Here is a 16,960-nt window from a genome sequence, read left to right as displayed (position 1 = left end):
TAGTCACTTATTTTAAGAAAGTCGCTCTTAAATTGGGGCGACTTTTTTATGTAAATCGGTATTTTTGTTAGACTAGACCGACATGGCCGTTTTAGTTAAAAGGATGACATGAGCAGCATATTTGATTTAAAAATCACCGTTCAGCCAGAACATATTGATATTTTAGGGCATGTCAATAATGTGGTGTATGTACAGTGGATGCAGGATGTTGCATCGGCACATATTGAAACATTAGGTTTAGGTGTTGAGGAATACTTAAAACTGAAACATGCGATGGTGGCGGTGGAGCATCATGTGCAATACCGTAAAGCGGCACTCGAAGGTGAGGAGCTGATTTTGCGTACATGGTTAAGCGATTTGAATGCTTTATATTCTTTTCGTCAATATGCATTTTATCGCCCTCAAGATAAAAGCCTGCTGTTTATGGGCAATACACAATGGGCCTGCGTGGAAATTAAGACAGGTCGTCCTAAACGAATGTCACCGACATTTACGCAAGCCTATCAACCCCTTGCTGCTGATGTGAATCCGTTGGATTTTAGTGAGTATGATTCTTAAGATGAGTTGAAGCACCCAATACAGCGTCATTAAAAGTTGCTGCTTGTTGATGCTGTAGATGTTGTCAATCAGGTGTTTGCTGTTTTAAACAATATGATGTGGCTTTTAGTGCTCACTTTAATTACGACATACATTTCTGTATAAAAAACTGAAACTCTCGAATAAAAAGAAAAACACGAGCGGCTGCAAAAGGAAGTCATTATTATGGATACATTGAAAAATCCATCTGCTATAATCCATCGCAATTTCTATTCGGCTTTTGCTCTGCATGAATTTTGAGGTGCAGAGCGTGTTATTTTTCAAGGTAACCCATGGCGCAAGCTAAAAAAACTGTTGATATTAAAAACATCCGTAACTTTTCGATCATTGCCCATATTGACCATGGTAAATCGACTCTAGCAGATCGTTTCATTCAAACCTGTGGTGGTTTACAAGATCGTGAGATGCAAGCTCAGGTGTTGGATTCTATGGAGCTTGAGCGTGAGCGTGGGATTACCATTAAAGCCACCTCGGTGACTTTGTACTACACCCATCCAAATGGTCAGGAATACCAATTAAACTTCATTGACACCCCAGGACACGTTGACTTTTCCTATGAAGTCTCACGTTCTTTGGCAGCTTGTGAAGGTGCGTTATTGGTGGTTGATGCGGCACAAGGGGTGGAAGCGCAATCTGTTGCAAACTGCTATACCGCAATCGAGCAAGGCTTAGAAGTTTTACCTGTACTGAATAAAATTGATTTACCGCAGGCAGAACCTGAGCGCGTGATTCATGAAATTGAAGAAATTATTGGTATCGAAGCGCAAGATGCACCCACCTGTTCGGCTAAAACAGGTTTAGGTATCGACAATGTATTAGAAACCTTGGTGAATGTCATTCCTGCACCACAAGGTGACCGCGATGCGCCCTTGCAAGCCTTAATTATTGATTCTTGGTTTGATAACTATCTAGGCGTTGTGTCTTTGGTGCGTATCAAGCATGGTCGTGTGCGTAAAGGCGATAAAATGTTGATGAAATCGACAGGTCAAACGCACATTATTACCTCAGTGGGTATTTTTAATCCAAAACATACCGAAACAGGTATTTTAGAAGCAGGCGAAGTAGGCTTTGTCATTGCCGGTATTAAAGACATTTTTGGTGCACCAGTCGGTGATACCATCACACTTGCAACGACACCAGAAGTAGAAACCTTACCAGGCTTTAAAAAAGTTAAGCCGCAGGTTTATGCGGGTTTATTCCCAATTGATGCTAGCGACTTTGAACCGTTCCGTGAAGCATTGCACAAACTACAAATTAACGACTCAGCTTTGTTCTTTGAACCTGAAAGTTCAGATGCTTTAGGCTTTGGTTTCCGTTGTGGTTTCTTGGGTATGCTACACATGGAAATCGTACAAGAGCGTTTAGAGCGTGAGTACGACTTAGACCTGATTTCATCTGCACCGACTGTAATTTATGAAGCGGTAATGAAAAATGGCGAAACGGTTTATATCGACAGCCCATCAAAAATGCCTGATGGTTCAACAGTTGAAGATTTACGTGAACCGATTGCCGAATGTCATATTTTAGTGCCACAAGAATACTTGGGTAACGTCATGACCTTGTGTATTGAGCGTCGTGGTGTGCAAAAAGACATGAAATTCTTGGGCAACCAAGTGTCTATTACTTTTGAAATTCCAATGGCAGAAGTCGTGATGGACTTCTTTGACAAATTGAAGTCATGTTCACGTGGTTTTGCATCTTTAGATTATAACTTTGTTCGTTTTGAAAGTTCATCTTTGGTTAAAGTAGATGTACTAATTAACGGTGAAAAAGTCGATGCCTTGGCGATGATTTGTCACCGTCAAGATGCACGTCACCGTGGTATTGCCTTAGTTGAAAAAATGAAAGACTTGATACCGCGTCAAATGTTTGATGTAGCTATTCAGGCTGCCATTGGTGCGCAAATTATTGCGCGTTCAACTGTAAAAGCGATGCGTAAAAACGTACTTGCGAAGTGCTATGGCGGTGACGTTTCTCGTAAGAAGAAACTACTTTCCAAGCAAAAAGAAGGTAAGAAACGTATGAAGCAAGTGGGAAGTGTTGAAATCCCGCAAGAAGCTTTCTTGGCCGTACTTAAAGTCGAACGCTAAAATTATAAGGATAATAAACCCATGGATTTTGATTTTAATTTGATTCTCGTTCCTGCCACATTATTTTTTATTGTGGTGTGGTTGCTCGATAAATTTGTATTTAAGCAAAGAGCAACCAAAGGGAGGGGCAATGAAAACTTCATTATCACATGGGCGTATGATTTTTGGCCTGTTTTGGCAGTGGTGATGGTGCTGCGTTCATTCCTGTATGAACCATTTAATATACCGTCAGATTCTATGGTGCCAACTTTAGAAACGGGTGATTTTATTTTGGTGAACAAATTTGAATACGGTGTGCGTTTGCCAATTATCAACAGTAAAATTATAGATGTGGGTTCGCCTGAACGTGGTGAGGTTGCGGTGTTTCGTTATCCGCCACAACCAAGCATTAGCTATATTAAGCGTATTGTCGGTTTACCAGGTGATCATATTGTTTATGATCATGGTCAGCTAAGCATCAATGGTGAAAAAGTAACGAAAACCCCAATCCAGTTTAGCCGTGAAAAAGATAGTTTAGATACACCTACGGCAATTTACCATCAGGAAACTTTAGGCACGCATACCTTTACCATGCGCGAACTTGAAGGTGTAAACGTTGCGCGTCAGGCACCATTCCTGAACTATGTAGACAACGGTAAGTATTCAGCAGAAAATGGTTTATATTGGGAAGTCAAAGTTCCAGAAGGTCATTACTTCGCGATGGGGGATAATCGCGATCAAAGTGCTGACAGTCGTTTTTGGGGCTTTGTACCAGAGGAAAACCTAACAGGTCGTGCATTCTATATCTGGATGCATAAAGAGCCTGGGTTTAATTTGCCGTCATTTAGTCGTAATGGCAAAATTGATTAATACAGCAGATTAGGAAAATAAAAAATGCGTCATCAACAAGGGGCATCCTATATTGCAATTTTAATTGCAATTATTGGTTTTGCATTTATGGCAAAAGTAGCAGTTGCAGTTTGGGGGCCATATTTCGATGATCGAATGTTGGATAACCAAATTGAAGAACAGTTATTGAACGGGCCAAAAAACCTCACACCACAAAAATTTATTAGTGAGATGGATAGGCGTTTAAGCATGAACAACATTCGCGATATTCAATTTGCAGATGTTGCTCAAGTAACCAATGTCGATGGTCTGCAAGTGAAAAAAGAATATGAGATAAGAAAACCATTCTTATTGAATATTGATATTGTAATGAAGTTCGAGAAAAGTTTTGATCAAAGCTCAGTCCAAGCTAAATGAGACCCGTCTAGCCAACCGAATCGGTTATCAGTTTAAGCAACCTGAATTGCTTAAACTGGCTTTGACTCACCGCTCGGTGAGTCATAAACACAATTATGAACGTCTGGAATTTCTAGGCGATTCGTTGTTGGGAATGATTGTTGCCAATTATTTATATGTGGCTTATCCACATGAAAATGAAGGTCGTTTAACGCGCATGCGGGCAACCTTGGTACGTCAGGAAGCCTTAGGTAAAATCGCCAATGACTTAAAGCTCAGCCAAAATTTAATTCTCAGTACGGGGGAATTGAAATCTGGCGGTCATCATCGTGAGTCTATACTGGCAGATACCGTAGAAGCGATTATTGGCGCCATTTATGTCGATAGCGGTGATTTGAATTTGCTGCAAACGATTGTGTTAAAATGGTACAGCCCTTATTTAGATCATATTGAGCCAACCGATCAACTCAAAGACCCTAAATCACGCTTACAAGAGTATTTACAAGCACGTAAAAAACCTCTCCCAGTTTACGAGGTTGTAGATATTCAGGGCGATGCCCCGAATCAGCATTTCATTGTGGAATGCCGAGTAGATAGCTTGCCTGTAATGAAGGGTGAAGGTTCAAGCCGTCGCTTTGCCGAGCAGGCAGTTGCGGCAGATATTTTAAAATTCTTGGAGCAAAAGTCTGAATGACCATCCATTCCGATCACGTAGATGCTGGTCACGAGTCGAATAACGACGCCAATGACATGATTAACCAATTCTTTAGCGGTCAGGGAACTGAAATTCCATCTGATTTCCGCAGTGGTTTTGTTGCGATTGTTGGTCGCCCGAATGTGGGTAAATCGACGCTCATGAACCATTTATTGGGTCAAAAACTGTCCATTACTTCACGTAAACCGCAAACCACACGTCATAAAATTGTGGGGATTGATTCACGCGAAAAATCTCAGGCTGTATTTGTTGATACCCCAGGGATGCATAAAAAAGAAGTTCGTGCCATCAACAAAATGATGAACCGTGCTGCATCATCTGCTTTGCGCGATGTGAACTTGGTTTTGTTTGTCGTAGATGCACAAAAATGGACACAAAATGATGAGCTGGTGCTGGAAAAACTGAAAAATGCAGAAATGCCAGTGATTCTAGTGATTAACAAACTCGACACCTTTGAAAATAAAAATCAAGCTTTGCCGATTATTCAAGAACGTGCCAAGTTAATGAACTTTGCCGAAATTGTTCCTGTATCAGCATTGCGGGGTGCAAACCTAGATCATTTGCGTGACACGATTGAACGCTATTTGCCATTCCAGCCGCCGTTGTATTCGCTGGATCAAATCACAGATCGTTCTGAGCGTTTCTTAGCATCTGAAATTATTCGTGAAAAGATCATGCGTCAACTAGGTGAAGAACTGCCTTACGATTTAACCGTGCAAATCGAATCATTTAAAACTGAAGATGCAGTTTTAAATGAGAAAACAGGTCGTATGAAAGCGCCATGTACCTATATTGATGCCACTATTTTTGTCGACCGTTCGGGTCAAAAAGCCATTGTGATTGGTGAAAAAGGCGCGAAGCTGAAAAAAATTGGTATGGATGCACGGGTTGACATGGAAAAAATGTTCGAGCAAAAAATCATGCTGACGCTTTGGGTGAAAGTCAAAGGTGGTTGGTCTGATGATGAACGTGCATTAAAAAGCTTAGGGTATAGTGATATCTAAGTTTGACGAAAAGGGAACTGTGATGATGAGAGTGTTGGCCATTGTGGCATGTATGTTGGTCTTGCAAGGTTGTATTCACAAAGTTGTGACAGTTCCCGTAAAAGTCGCCTACAAAACTACAAAAGGAGTGGTGAAAGGCACTGCTGCTGTGGTCGGCGCGGTCATTCCAGATAGCGATGACGAAGAAGAATCAAAACAAAAACATTCTAAAGAACAGGATTAATTAACGCAATCATGCGTAATGAAATCTTGCATGGTTATTTAATCCATCATCGAAAATACCGTGAACGTAGCCATATTGTGCATTTATTTACCCGCGAACATGGGCGGGTCGATGGAGTTTTAAGACAAATGCCACCGCCACAATATCAACCGATTCGCATACAAGCTTCGGGAAAATCGGATCTTAAAAATTTCACTAAACTCGAAATTGTTAATCAACCCGTTTTTTTCTTTGGTGATGCATTTTTTTCAGGCTTTTATTTAAATGAAATTGTGTTGCGTCTATGTTCTGCCGAAGTGGAAATGCCTGAAACCTTTGTGCAATATCATCAGACTCTGGCGCATTTACAACACTTATCTAGTCACGAAAATCCCAATCTATTCTTAAGACAGATTTTACGTCAGTTTGAACATGCTTTATTGGAAGAATTAGGCTATGCCATTGATTTTTCAATCGATGCGAACCAAGAGCCGATTCAGCCAAACATGTATTATCATTTTCAACTGAATGATGGTTTTATCCCTACCGCACAAGCATCACGAGCAAATTTGCTGGGAACACAGATCCTGAGTATGTGTGACTATGAAAAAGGTAGGGATTTTAATCCAGAGCAGTTACAATTACTGTCTCGGCTGTATCGACAAATGATTAGTTCACTGTTGGGTGATCGACCTTTAAAAAGTCGCCAATTGTGGATTCAGAATTCTCAAACCCAAGCGTAATGTAGGAACCTATTATGGCTTTACTCGGTGTCAATATTGACCATGTGGCAACTTTAAGACAAGCGCGTGGCACGAACTATCCAGACCCTGTGAAGGCCGCATTAGTTTGTGAACAGGCTGGTGCAGAAGGAATTACTTTGCATTTGCGTGAAGACCGTCGCCATATTCAGGATGATGACGTGCGTCGTATGCGTCCGTTGCTCAAAACCCGCATGAATTTGGAAATGGCAGTCACTGAAGAAATGATCGAGTTTGCCAAGGAAATTCGTCCACAGCATGTGTGTTTGGTACCTGAGCGCCGTGAAGAAGTGACCACTGAAGGTGGTTTGGATGTAGTGGGAAATTTTGCAGCAGTGAAGGCCGCGACACAGGAGTTAACAGCTATTGGTTGTGATGTATCACTCTTCATTGATGCAGACCTAGCACAAATTGATGCGGCTGTTGCGTGTGGTGCACCGACCATTGAAATTCATACAGGCGCGTATGCCAATGCAGAAAATGAAGCTGCACAGCAAGCAGAATTGACCCGTATTATTCAGGGCGTAGAATACGCAGCCAGCCGTGGTTTAGTGATTAATGCAGGACATGGTTTGAACTTGGATAATGTAGGTGCAATTGCCGCAATTCCACACATCCATGAGTTAAATATTGGTCATGCTTTAATTGGTGATGCTGTATTTGTCGGATTGGAGCAGGCTGTTAAACGCATGAAAGCCGCGATTGATGCAGCGCGTTAATCTGTATATTTGAAATTGAAAGATAAAATTTGAAACGTTATGTCCAGCATAAATTACGATGAATTGATGCAGCCTGTAATTGGATTTTTAGGCTGCGAAACACCCAAAGAATGGTTGAACGAAGCATTAAACAATTTAGATATTTTGATGCAAGATCATGCCAACTGTGAAAAAAAAGCAGCAGGCACGGCCATGAATCTGATGTTTCGATACAGCTTTTTTACCGACTTACAGGTCAAACTGGCACAGTTGGTACGCGAAGAAATGTTGCATTATGAGCAGGTGCTAGAGTTCATGGCAAAGCGTGGACAAACGTGGCAAGGTTTAAGTGCAGGGCGTTATGCAGGTGGTTTACGCAAAGAAATCCGCACTTATGAACCCGAAGCATTGATTGATGTTTTGGTGATTGGTGCCTTTGTAGAAGCGCGTTCATGCGAGCGTTTTTATGCGCTTGCGCCACTGGTAGATGAAGAATTAGGGAAATATTATCGTTATTTGCTTAAATCAGAATCACGTCATTATGAAGATTATTTGGCGCTGGCTTTGGATGTGGCAAAAACGGCAAAACTGAAAAACCCAGAAGAAGATATTCAGGGGCGAATTCAGCATATACGTGAAGTGGAAAAGAACTTAATTATGAGTCCAGATGATCTGTTTCGTTTTCATAGTGGTGTGCCTGTGAAAGCAGTTTAAACTGCGGAACTTTTTAAATAGGTAACGGGACTTCGGTTCCGTTTTTTTTATCAGCCGATTTGTCGCCTAGATATTTTGATAGTGGCTTGTTGCCTAAGCCACTTAGAAGTGATCAGGGTTGAGATTGCGAATCTTACTAAAATGCACTGCTATATTAGGAAGCAAAATTCATCTTTTTGAACGATTCAGGCATGAATCGCTACTTAGGTATTTACAGACCACATCATCCATAAATTTTAGGCAATAAAAAGCCCAAGTCATTAAGCTTGGGCTTTTTAGAATTTGGCTCTCCCACCTGGGCTCGAACCAGGGACCTGCGGATTAACAGTCCGTCGCTCTACCGACTGAGCTATGGGAGAATCTGAATGCGATTATAAGCAGATTTAAGCAAGGGTCAAGCAAAAACTGTCATGTTTCTTTCATTTTGACTTTATGTGCTTTTTATTTGAACAAAAAATTTTTTTTAATTAAAAAATCACCCTCAAGACTTGCGTTACATAAAATCGGTTGTTAGTCTGAGTGACAGAACAAAGCGTTTAAGTAGTATCTTAAACAGTGTGGATTTAACCCAACTTGCCAGCACTAAAATGGCTAAATCGGAGTAAGCGAATGAATACGCTCAACATTTCTGATATTTTTTCTCAATTTTCATATTATCAAGAACATTATCTTTCAATCTTGTCTACGCCTGAACAATACTATACAGCTGTAGAAGGTGCATATATTCATGTCTGGCCATTAGCACCTCAAGATTTGTATTTGGGCGATTTATTGCAATTGTGGTTTAGTGAAAAATGGCTCATTCAATCAACCTGCCAATTGCTTTCAGATCATCCAGACAACGGCACCAAAAAACCATTACAGCGTGATCATGATTTGTATTTGTACCAACTGGCAGGCAGCGCACTTTCGGGGAGCAACCGTTCACACGTGTGGTCTGTGTCTGAACAAAAACCATTGCGTGTACAATTAGACTCTGTTTTTCGCTATTTATGTGAATATAAAGCGACATCTCAACCAACAGTGTCTAAGTCAGAGTTGATAGCAGCATTGAAAAATAGTGTTTGATCTAAGATGATTCATTATGGTCAGCCAAATAGATGTGTATTGAGTCGAGCTAAATAACTCGCACTGAAATAGTGTTATCAACTGCGGTACAGATTTACGGACAGCTTGAAAAGGATATTCAGCCGTGTGGATAAAAATAAGCATTGCCATGCTCGCATTTGCTGCAAATTCCTTGCTATGTCGTTTGGCATTGGCTGAGCAGCAAATAGATCCTATGAGTTTTAGTTTGCTCAGGGTTGGCAGTGGGGTAGTGTGTTTAGGACTGTTCTATGCTGTTTTGCAGGTTCAACAACCAATTCAATTCCAATGGAAATCTGCACTAAGCCTTGCTGTATATCTGCTCGGTTTTTCGTTGGCGTATTTGCATATCGATGCAGGTATAGGGGCATTAATTCTATTTGGCGCAGTGCAAATCACCATGATCAGTTATGCCATTTTGCATGGTGAGTGTATGACTTTAGCGCGCTGGGTTGGATTAGGCTGTGCTGTGTTAGGGATGGGCTTACTGCTATTGCCTGAAGCCAGTGCACCAACATTCAAATATGCGTTGATGATGTTGCTGGCAGGTATTGCATGGGGTTTTTATAGTATCGCTGCAAAGACGATGCAGCATGCTTTAACCAATACTCTGTCTAATTTCATTTTAGCGACACCACTTGTTGCTGTATTTTTTCTTTGGCATTTACCTGAAAGTTTTATCACTTGGCAGGGTGTGGTTTTGGCAGTGTTGTCGGGTGCATTGGCTTCGGCTGGAGCGTATGTGTTGTGGTACAGCATTGTGAAAAAAATTGACCATATTACCGCAAGTACTGTGCAACTTTCTGTGCCGTGTTTGGCGATTTTAGGTGGTGTGATTTTTCTAGGTGAACAATTAACCCTGTTGAGGGTTATAGCAACCCTGATTGTGTTATGTGGTATTTTGATGGTGATTTTAACTAAGCCGCGGGTTTAACCAGTATTCCTATAATTTGCTCGGAATTTCATCCATGTAATATAAAAAACCCACGATTCAATCGTGGGTTTTGTTCATCTAAACAAATTTAGATTATTTTGCAGCTTTTTCAGCTTCGATTGAAGCAATCGCTTCATCGACACCTTCAATTGATTCTGCAGCTTTTTTGATACGAGCCAACGCATCTACAAGCACTTCGTCTGCAGTTGCATAAGAAATACGCATGAAACCGCCTAAACCGAACGCATCACCAGGAACAACGGCAACACCAGTTTCTTCCAATAACCAAGCAGAGAATTCTGTGCAAGATTTTAAGCCTTTGGCACGAATCAATGGTTTGATGTTTGCATACGCATAGAATGCGCCATCTGCAGGTAAGCATGAAATACCTTTGATGTCATTCAAACCGTTTACAACTAAGTCATGACGGCGTTTGAATGCTTCAACCATTGGCTCAAGTACGTCTTGAGGGCCGTTTAATGCAGCTTCTGCAGCAACTTGTGAAATAGAAGTTGGATTAGAAGTCGATTGAGATTGAATTTTCTTCATCGCACCAATTAGTTTGGCAGGGCCCGCTGCATAGCCAATACGCCAGCCAGTCATTGCATAAGCTTTAGACACACCGTTTAACACGATTGTGCGGTCATAAAGGTCTGGTGCAACAGTCGCGATGTTGTAGAACTCATCATCCCAACGGATTGGTTCATACATATCGTCAGAAGCAATAAATACTTCAGGATATTTACGTAGTACTGTAGCTAAAGCTTCTAATTCTGCTTTGGTGTAAATCATACCAGTAGGGTTAGATGGGCTGTTGAGTACCACTAAACGTGTTTTGTCAGTGATCGCAGCTTCTAATTGTTCAGGTGTGATTTTGAAGCGTTGTTCTTCGCCACATTCCACAATAACTGGCACGCCTTCAGCAATAATCACCATATCTGGATAGCTTACCCAGAACGGTGCAGGGATAATCACTTCATCACCCTTGTTTAATAAAGCCAACGCCAAGTTAAAGAATGATTGCTTACCACCGCAAGACACCAAAATTTGGTTCGCTTGGTAGTCAAGATTATTGTCACGTTTTAATTTTGCGATAATGGCTTTTTTAAGACCAGGCGTACCGTCAACAGCAGTATATTTTGTAAAACCGTTATTAATTGCTGCAATAGCTGCATCTTTGATGTGTTGTGGTGTATCGAAATCCGGTTCACCTGCACCCAAACCAATAACGTTATGACCCGCAGCTTTAAGTTCAGCGGCTTTATTGGTGACTGCAAGTGTTGGGGACGGTTTGATGGCATTGACACGATCAGAGAGACGTACGTCCACGGCATATTCCTTCTTATAGGGATAAAAAAATAAAAAGCATATTATCTTAGCCTAAATTCGATGTCTGCGTCGTTTAAAATTGCATCAAAATAATAAAAAATCACCAAATTAGACCAATTTCCTATGAAATCGTGATTAAAACTGCTGTGAGGTGGAAGTTTCTCGCATCGGGCAGCAAAAAACTTTAAAATAGTCCAAATTTTATAAGAGTGATGGTCATGAGTAAGCAGCAGCCTACTTCAAAAAAACCATTGGTGAATCTCCCATTCCCAATGCCAAATGCAGAACAAAGTGCTGACAATGTTGCACATAATCAGGTTCGTCCAAAACCTGAACAGTATGCAGATCGTACTTGGATGCCACCACGTGGCACCCGTCGTTCGATGGGTAAGCGCTAAAAAAATGCCACAATTCGTGGCATTTTTTATGGATGGAGATTACTGTCTGTGACGCTTCGCCTTATGAAATGCCAATCGTCCAAAAAAAATCGTGGAGATTAACGTGCATGCTTTCGGGCTTTGCTTGCAGGCTTCGGTGGTGCAATTACACGCACACCATGCCAAACATCGCTAAAGTCTTGCTCATTGATATTATACAGTTCCAATAAAGCTAAAATGACGGCACCAAACAGCATAGGTCCTTCAGAATTGCTCTGGAATTCAAAGACCTTACCATTTAAGTTGTGCAAAATATCCTGAATTTCAAAGACCCGATCACGACCATTGCTGTCGGTTGGGTACATTTGTGTATTCAGTATAATTTTGGCTAAAGCTTTTTCATTTTCACTCAAAGCCAAGACTTCAATTAATTCATCGGTGGCAGGGGTGAAAATCACAGAATCACGGTAAATGGTGTGTAGTAGTTTTTGCGTCAGTTTAGGCAGTGCTTTTTCAACAAAAGGGCGAAACGACGCAGGAAAAATCACATTATGAGCGATGCCTTTAAACATTGGGGCAATTTCTTCAACGGTATATCCTGCAATACCACAACCAATTGAAGTTAAAAAATACTTCATTTTAGGATGGTTTTTGGCATAGATTTTAAAGTCATCCACATAGTGCTGAATTTGCGAAAGCGGCATTTGTTGTAAATGTTCATTCATGGTAGGAATGGCAAAACTTTGTCCTGCCCAACCGCGCCCGACGCCTTCAACGGCACCAAAAAATTCTTTGGCTGTTCGTGCTGCACCACCTGCATGTTGTCCTGCCATGTTACTGCCAAATACGAAAACAGTATCTTCAGGGAGGCTTTTGATAATTGATTCGTCGTGATATTGGTAAGTCATGAGTGTGTGCTTTTATGGTTGTCATCCTGAAATTTCATGTTGCCTTTGAATAGCCAGTGGGTCAAGACTTAAAGCAGTTTCCCTACGCTCAATTTAGTCGTAGAACATCTTTGTTCTAATAGCGTGCATGACAGAATTAAAACTGAGCGATAGCTTTGCAGAAACGTAACATCGCCGCTACATATTTGAATGCCCTGAGTGTAAGCGAATCTGCTAAAATGTCAGGTCGCATTAAACCTGAGAACTGCATTTGTGAGTGATAAGCAACCTTTCGATTTAGTCACCAACTATCAACCTGCAGGTGACCAACCACAAGCCATTGAAAAATTGGTTCAAGGGATAGAACAGGGCTACCATGATCAGCTATTACTTGGGGTTACAGGTTCAGGCAAGACTTATACCATGGCCAATGTAATTGCCAGAACACAGCGACCGACCATTGTTATGGCACATAACAAAACGCTGGCAGCGCAGTTATATGGCGAGTTTAAAGCGTTCTTTCCGAACAACGCAGTTGAATATTTTGTCAGTTATTATGACTATTACCAGCCTGAAGCCTATGTGCCATCTTCAGATACCTTTATTGAAAAAGATGCGGCCATTAATGATCATATTGATCAAATGCGACTCTCGGCTACTCGTGCATTATTAGAACGTCGTGATGCGATTATTGTCGCATCGGTATCTGCAATTTACGGTTTGGGCGACCCTAATGCTTATATGAGTATGTTGCTGCATGTGGTGCAGGGCGATCGGGTGAATCGTGATGATTTAATCCGTCGTTTGGTCGAAATGCAATATAGCCGCAATGAGTTGGAATTTTTGCGCGGTACTTACCGTATTCGGGGTGAAATTTTAGATGTTTTCCCAGCCGAATCTGATCAGCATGCTATTCGCATAGAATTGTTTGATGATGAAGTTGATTCGATTCGTTGGTTTGATCCACTCACAGGTAAATTGGTACGTAAAGTACCACGTGTGACCATTTATCCTAAAAGTCATTATGTTACGCCTAAAGATAATTTGGAACGCGCGATTGGCACCATTAAAGAAGAACTGAAAGAGCGTTTGGTATTTTTTCGCGAACATGACAAATTACTAGAAGCGCAGCGCATAGAACAACGTACCCGCTATGATTTAGAAATGATGCAGCAATTGGGCTATACCAATGGGATCGAAAACTATTCACGACATTTGTCTGGACGGCCTGCAGGTGAAGCACCGCCAACTTTATTTGATTATGTACCTGATGATGCCTTGCTGATTATTGATGAATCGCACGTGACTGTCCCGCAAATTGGCGCGATGTATAAAGGTGACCGTTCACGTAAAGAAAACTTGGTGAATTATGGTTTCCGTTTGCCAAGTGCGTTAGACAACCGCCCGATGAAATTTGAAGAATGGGAGCGCATTGTGCCATCCACAATTTATGTGAGTGCCACACCTGCAAAATATGAATTGGAAAAATCGCAGCAAATTGTAGAGCAAGTGGTGCGTCCAACTGGGTTGATTGACCCTGAAATTGAAATTCGCCCCGTGTTAACGCAGGTCGATGATGTGCTGTCTGAAATCAATCTGCGTAAAGAATTGAATGAGCGGGTGTTGGTCACCACTTTAACCAAACGCATGGCCGAAGATTTGACCTCATATTTAAAAGAATACGGCATTCAGGTAGCTTATTTACACTCCGATATTGATACCGTAGAACGCGTTAAAATTATTCATGAATTGCGTACAGGCGTGCATGATGTGTTGGTCGGCATTAACTTGTTACGTGAAGGCTTAGACATGCCGGAAGTGTCATTGGTGGCCATTTTAGATGCTGACAAAGAAGGTTTTTTGCGTTCGGAACGTTCGTTGATTCAAACCATTGGGCGTGCGGCGCGTAATTTGAAAGGTAAAGCAATTTTATATGCAGATCGCATTACTGACTCAATGCAAAAGGCGATAGATGAAACGGAACGTCGTCGTGCCAAACAAATTGAATTTAATGAATTACACGGCATTACCCCACGCAGTGCAGTACGTCAGGTGATTAAAGAGATTGACACAGGTGAAGTGCTGAATGATGAGCATATTGATGAAAAAATCAATGCGCAAAGCCGTGCTTTTAGTGACGATGAACAACACATTTTGACTGACCCTAAACTATATGCCAAACATATAGCCAAACTTGAAAAAGAGATGCTAAAAGCCTCTAAAGAACTGCAATTTGAACAGGCGGCACGTTTACGTGATGAAATTTTGCGTTTAAAAGCACAAATGTTGCAATCAGGCTAAATTGGGGGCGAGTTGCATTCTCATTGTATGTGCAACGATCTGAACCAAACGTGTATGTAAAATTTGAGTTGCAAAAATTACATATCCATACAGTAAATTGAAATGCTTGCGGTTATTTTTGAACAAGATAAACAAAATTGACTAAAAATTAGAGTTTAGAGGTTGGGAAAATGGCTAAAAAACTTCCGTTTGCAGGTGCGCGACTTGCCAAAATTGCCCTTGGTGGTGTGGTACTGATTGGTTTGGGTGCTGCAACAATGGCATATTCCAAAACCAATGAACCGATGAAAACGGTAGAAAAAGTTGAGTTAGATAAGTATTTGGGCGTTTGGTATGAAGTGGCGAGAAAACCTCTCTATTTTCAGAATAAATGTGCTTCCAATGTAACCGCAGCCTATACCTTAAATGAAAATGGCAATGTGCATGTGGATAATCGTTGTATTGCAAAAGATGGCAAACAAATGCGTGCTGTTGGCGAAGCTTTTGTACAAAATGCGCCTTTTAACAGCAAGCTCAAAGTTAGCTTTTTACCTGAAGTCATTCGTTGGTTGCCTGTAGGGCGGGGTGATTATTGGGTGTTAAAGCTGGATGATGATTATCAAACGGCCTTGGTGGGTGAGCCACGTCGTAAATATTTATGGGTACTTTCACGTACGCCGCATCCTGATCAGGCTGTTGTGACTGAATATCTGAACTATGCCAAATCACTCGGTTATGATTTAAGTGATATAATTCATACCAAACATACGCAAAATAAAAAGTCAGACTAAGTTGCAACAGCTCCAGAGCTATTTATAGATATAAGCAGATAAACGCATGCAGACCAATTGACCACGCAAAAGCTGCGTGTTTTTTTTATGTCCTGTCATTTTAAATTTTGAACATTCGATCAATTTCTAAAACAACATAGATATGGATATAATGCCGACTGATATAGGAGAGTCGGATGTATAAAGGCGTTGCATTATCGGTTTTAGCATCGGTCACTTTTGGGGTGCTATATTTTTATACCCAATTACTCAAGCCTTTAGACAGCGAAGAAACTTTTGCGTGGCGTATGTTGGCAACTTTGCCATTCCTGACCTTGTTTATGTGGTGGTCGGGAGATTTAAAACATATTTCTGCGATTTTTCAGCGGCTCAAACAACAACCTCAATTCATACTTTGGCTGATTTTTAGTTCGTTTTTATGTACCACGCAATTGTGGCTGTTTTTATGGGGACCGATTAACGGGCGTGGTTTGCAGGTTTCACTGGGTTATTTCCTATTGCCTTTGGTCATGGTTCTGCTGGGCTGTGTGCTATATAAGGAAAAATTATCAACTTGGCAGATGGCAGCAGTTGCCTTAGCCGTGCTAGGTGTCAGTCATGAAATTTGGCGCATTGGCACGGTGGCATGGGAAACCTTATATGTGGCATTTGCCTATCCTTTATATTTCTTTTTACGTCGTGTATTTCAAACCGATCACTTGGGTGGATTTTGGTGGGATTTACTGCTTGTCATTCCTATCGCGGTATATCTAGGCTTTTATTATAGTGACAGTGTAAATGTCATCGCAGCTTTTCCATATTTAATTTGGTCGGTACTTGGACTGGGCTTTTTAAGTGCATTGGGACTTGGCAGTTATATTTTGGCCAGTCGCTATTTGCCTTTTGTGATTTTTGGTTTATTGAGCTATTTAGAACCTGTGCTGTTGGCTTTTGCATCTATGTTGTTAGGTGAACGAGTTGAAGCAGGGGAATGGCTGACTTATATTCCAATTTGGTTGGCGGTTGCATTATTGGTGGTTGAAGGGTGCTTGCATTTAAGAAAGCAAAAAATCAATCAGCAAGATTTACAGCACAAGATTCAACAGTCATCTGGACCATAAAAGCCATGTCGCTGTGATGAGACATTGAAATTTCCAAAAGCTTAGTGGAGTTTGGCATCATCTTACTTTTAATCAAAAAATTGAACTTTTGTTGAAATAAACAAAATCACCCAAAAATCACAACTATTTTATGAATTTATAGTGAATATAGAAAAATAGTCGGGTTAGTAC

The 16,960-nt window shown here is 41.1% G+C and carries 18 protein-coding genes and 1 tRNA gene; 16 read left to right on the top strand and 3 right to left on the bottom strand.

Annotation, left to right across the window (positions count from 1 at the left end; translation table 11 throughout):
- Window positions 1–108 precede the first annotated feature (108 nt).
- The 10 genes from B2W49_RS05605 (at window position 109) to B2W49_RS05560 (ending at window position 8,005) form a co-directional block, all read left to right on the top strand.
- Window positions 109–558: an acyl-CoA thioesterase gene (locus B2W49_RS05605; RefSeq protein ID WP_291335326.1), complete on the top strand. Its 450-nt coding sequence runs from the start codon at window positions 109–111 to the stop codon at window positions 556–558.
- 311 nt (window positions 559–869) lie between these two features.
- Window positions 870–2,687, top strand: coding sequence for a translation elongation factor 4 (gene lepA, locus B2W49_RS05600; protein ID WP_291335324.1), 1,818 nt, complete (start codon window positions 870–872; stop codon window positions 2,685–2,687).
- A 21-nt stretch (window positions 2,688–2,708) separates the two neighbouring features.
- Window positions 2,709–3,536, top strand: coding sequence for a signal peptidase I (gene lepB / locus B2W49_RS05595; RefSeq protein ID WP_291335322.1), 828 nt, complete (start codon window positions 2,709–2,711; stop codon window positions 3,534–3,536).
- A gap of 24 nt (window positions 3,537–3,560) precedes the next feature.
- The gene (locus tag B2W49_RS05590; RefSeq protein ID WP_291335320.1) at window positions 3,561–3,932 is read left to right on the top strand and encodes a DUF4845 domain-containing protein; all 372 of its coding nucleotides are present in this window, start codon (window positions 3,561–3,563) and stop codon (window positions 3,930–3,932) included.
- Window positions 3,904–4,605, top strand: coding sequence for a ribonuclease III (gene rnc / locus B2W49_RS05585; RefSeq protein WP_291335318.1), 702 nt, complete (start codon window positions 3,904–3,906; stop codon window positions 4,603–4,605). Before B2W49_RS05590 ends, rnc begins: the two co-directional genes overlap by 29 nt.
- On the top strand, window positions 4,602–5,630 hold the full coding sequence (gene era / locus B2W49_RS05580; protein ID WP_291335316.1) for a GTPase Era: 1,029 nt from the start codon (window positions 4,602–4,604) through the stop codon (window positions 5,628–5,630). Before rnc ends, era begins: the two co-directional genes overlap by 4 nt.
- A gap of 22 nt (window positions 5,631–5,652) precedes the next feature.
- Window positions 5,653–5,853 carry an NF038104 family lipoprotein gene (locus B2W49_RS05575; RefSeq protein WP_291335314.1) on the top strand — a complete coding sequence of 67 codons (201 nt, stop codon included), beginning with the start codon at window positions 5,653–5,655 and terminating at the stop codon, window positions 5,851–5,853.
- 8 nt (window positions 5,854–5,861) lie between these two features.
- On the top strand, window positions 5,862–6,575 hold the full coding sequence (recO, locus tag B2W49_RS05570; protein ID WP_291335511.1) for a DNA repair protein RecO: 714 nt from the start codon (window positions 5,862–5,864) through the stop codon (window positions 6,573–6,575).
- A gap of 11 nt (window positions 6,576–6,586) precedes the next feature.
- Window positions 6,587–7,312 carry a pyridoxine 5'-phosphate synthase gene (gene pdxJ, locus B2W49_RS05565; RefSeq protein ID WP_291335509.1) on the top strand — a complete coding sequence of 242 codons (726 nt, stop codon included), beginning with the start codon at window positions 6,587–6,589 and terminating at the stop codon, window positions 7,310–7,312.
- Window positions 7,313–7,351: 39 nt separating this feature from the next.
- On the top strand, window positions 7,352–8,005 hold the full coding sequence (locus B2W49_RS05560; RefSeq protein ID WP_291335312.1) for a tRNA-(ms[2]io[6]A)-hydroxylase: 654 nt from the start codon (window positions 7,352–7,354) through the stop codon (window positions 8,003–8,005).
- A 283-nt stretch (window positions 8,006–8,288) separates the two neighbouring features.
- Here B2W49_RS05560 and B2W49_RS05555 read toward each other — a convergent pair.
- A tRNA-Asn gene (locus tag B2W49_RS05555) sits at window positions 8,289–8,364 on the bottom strand.
- 250 nt (window positions 8,365–8,614) lie between these two features.
- Between B2W49_RS05555 and B2W49_RS05550 the strand changes: the two genes are divergently transcribed.
- The gene (locus B2W49_RS05550) at window positions 8,615–9,073 is read left to right on the top strand and encodes a hypothetical protein (protein WP_291335310.1); all 459 of its coding nucleotides are present in this window, start codon (window positions 8,615–8,617) and stop codon (window positions 9,071–9,073) included.
- 124 nt (window positions 9,074–9,197) lie between these two features.
- On the top strand, window positions 9,198–10,025 hold the full coding sequence (locus B2W49_RS05545; protein ID WP_291335308.1) for a DMT family transporter: 828 nt from the start codon (window positions 9,198–9,200) through the stop codon (window positions 10,023–10,025).
- A 93-nt stretch (window positions 10,026–10,118) separates the two neighbouring features.
- On the opposite strand, the gene B2W49_RS05540 is transcribed toward B2W49_RS05545, so the two are convergent.
- Window positions 10,119–11,354 (bottom strand): pyridoxal phosphate-dependent aminotransferase, encoded by a 1,236-nt coding sequence (locus B2W49_RS05540; protein ID WP_291335306.1) that lies wholly within the window; start codon window positions 11,352–11,354, stop codon window positions 10,119–10,121.
- A 218-nt stretch (window positions 11,355–11,572) separates the two neighbouring features.
- On the opposite strand from B2W49_RS05540, the gene B2W49_RS05535 reads away from it, so the two are divergent.
- Window positions 11,573–11,752, top strand: coding sequence for a hypothetical protein (locus B2W49_RS05535; protein ID WP_236162212.1), 180 nt, complete (start codon window positions 11,573–11,575; stop codon window positions 11,750–11,752).
- A 98-nt stretch (window positions 11,753–11,850) separates the two neighbouring features.
- Here B2W49_RS05535 and B2W49_RS05530 read toward each other — a convergent pair whose 3' ends face one another.
- On the bottom strand, window positions 11,851–12,639 hold the full coding sequence (locus B2W49_RS05530; RefSeq protein ID WP_291335303.1) for an A1S_2505 family phage non-structural protein: 789 nt from the start codon (window positions 12,637–12,639) through the stop codon (window positions 11,851–11,853).
- 252 nt (window positions 12,640–12,891) lie between these two features.
- Here B2W49_RS05530 and uvrB point away from each other — a divergent pair, with 252 nt between their 5' ends.
- The 3 genes from uvrB to rarD all read left to right on the top strand — a co-directional run bounded on the left by uvrB (window position 12,892) and on the right by rarD (window position 16,789).
- Entirely contained in the window at window positions 12,892–14,919 is a 2,028-nt protein-coding gene (gene uvrB / locus B2W49_RS05525) for an excinuclease ABC subunit UvrB (protein ID WP_291335301.1), read from the top strand.
- A gap of 170 nt (window positions 14,920–15,089) precedes the next feature.
- On the top strand, window positions 15,090–15,689 hold the full coding sequence (locus tag B2W49_RS05520; protein WP_291335299.1) for a lipocalin family protein: 600 nt from the start codon (window positions 15,090–15,092) through the stop codon (window positions 15,687–15,689).
- Window positions 15,690–15,865: 176 nt separating this feature from the next.
- Window positions 15,866–16,789 carry an EamA family transporter RarD gene (gene rarD / locus B2W49_RS05515; protein ID WP_291335297.1) on the top strand — a complete coding sequence of 308 codons (924 nt, stop codon included), beginning with the start codon at window positions 15,866–15,868 and terminating at the stop codon, window positions 16,787–16,789.
- Window positions 16,790–16,960: the final 171 nt, after the last annotated feature.

Source organism: Acinetobacter sp. UBA801, assembly GCA_002296655.1.
Taxonomy (GTDB): Bacteria; Pseudomonadota; Gammaproteobacteria; order Pseudomonadales; family Moraxellaceae; genus Acinetobacter.
Note: the sequence above shows the minus strand (reverse complement) of the source record. Positions and strands in the feature narration are given on the sequence as shown.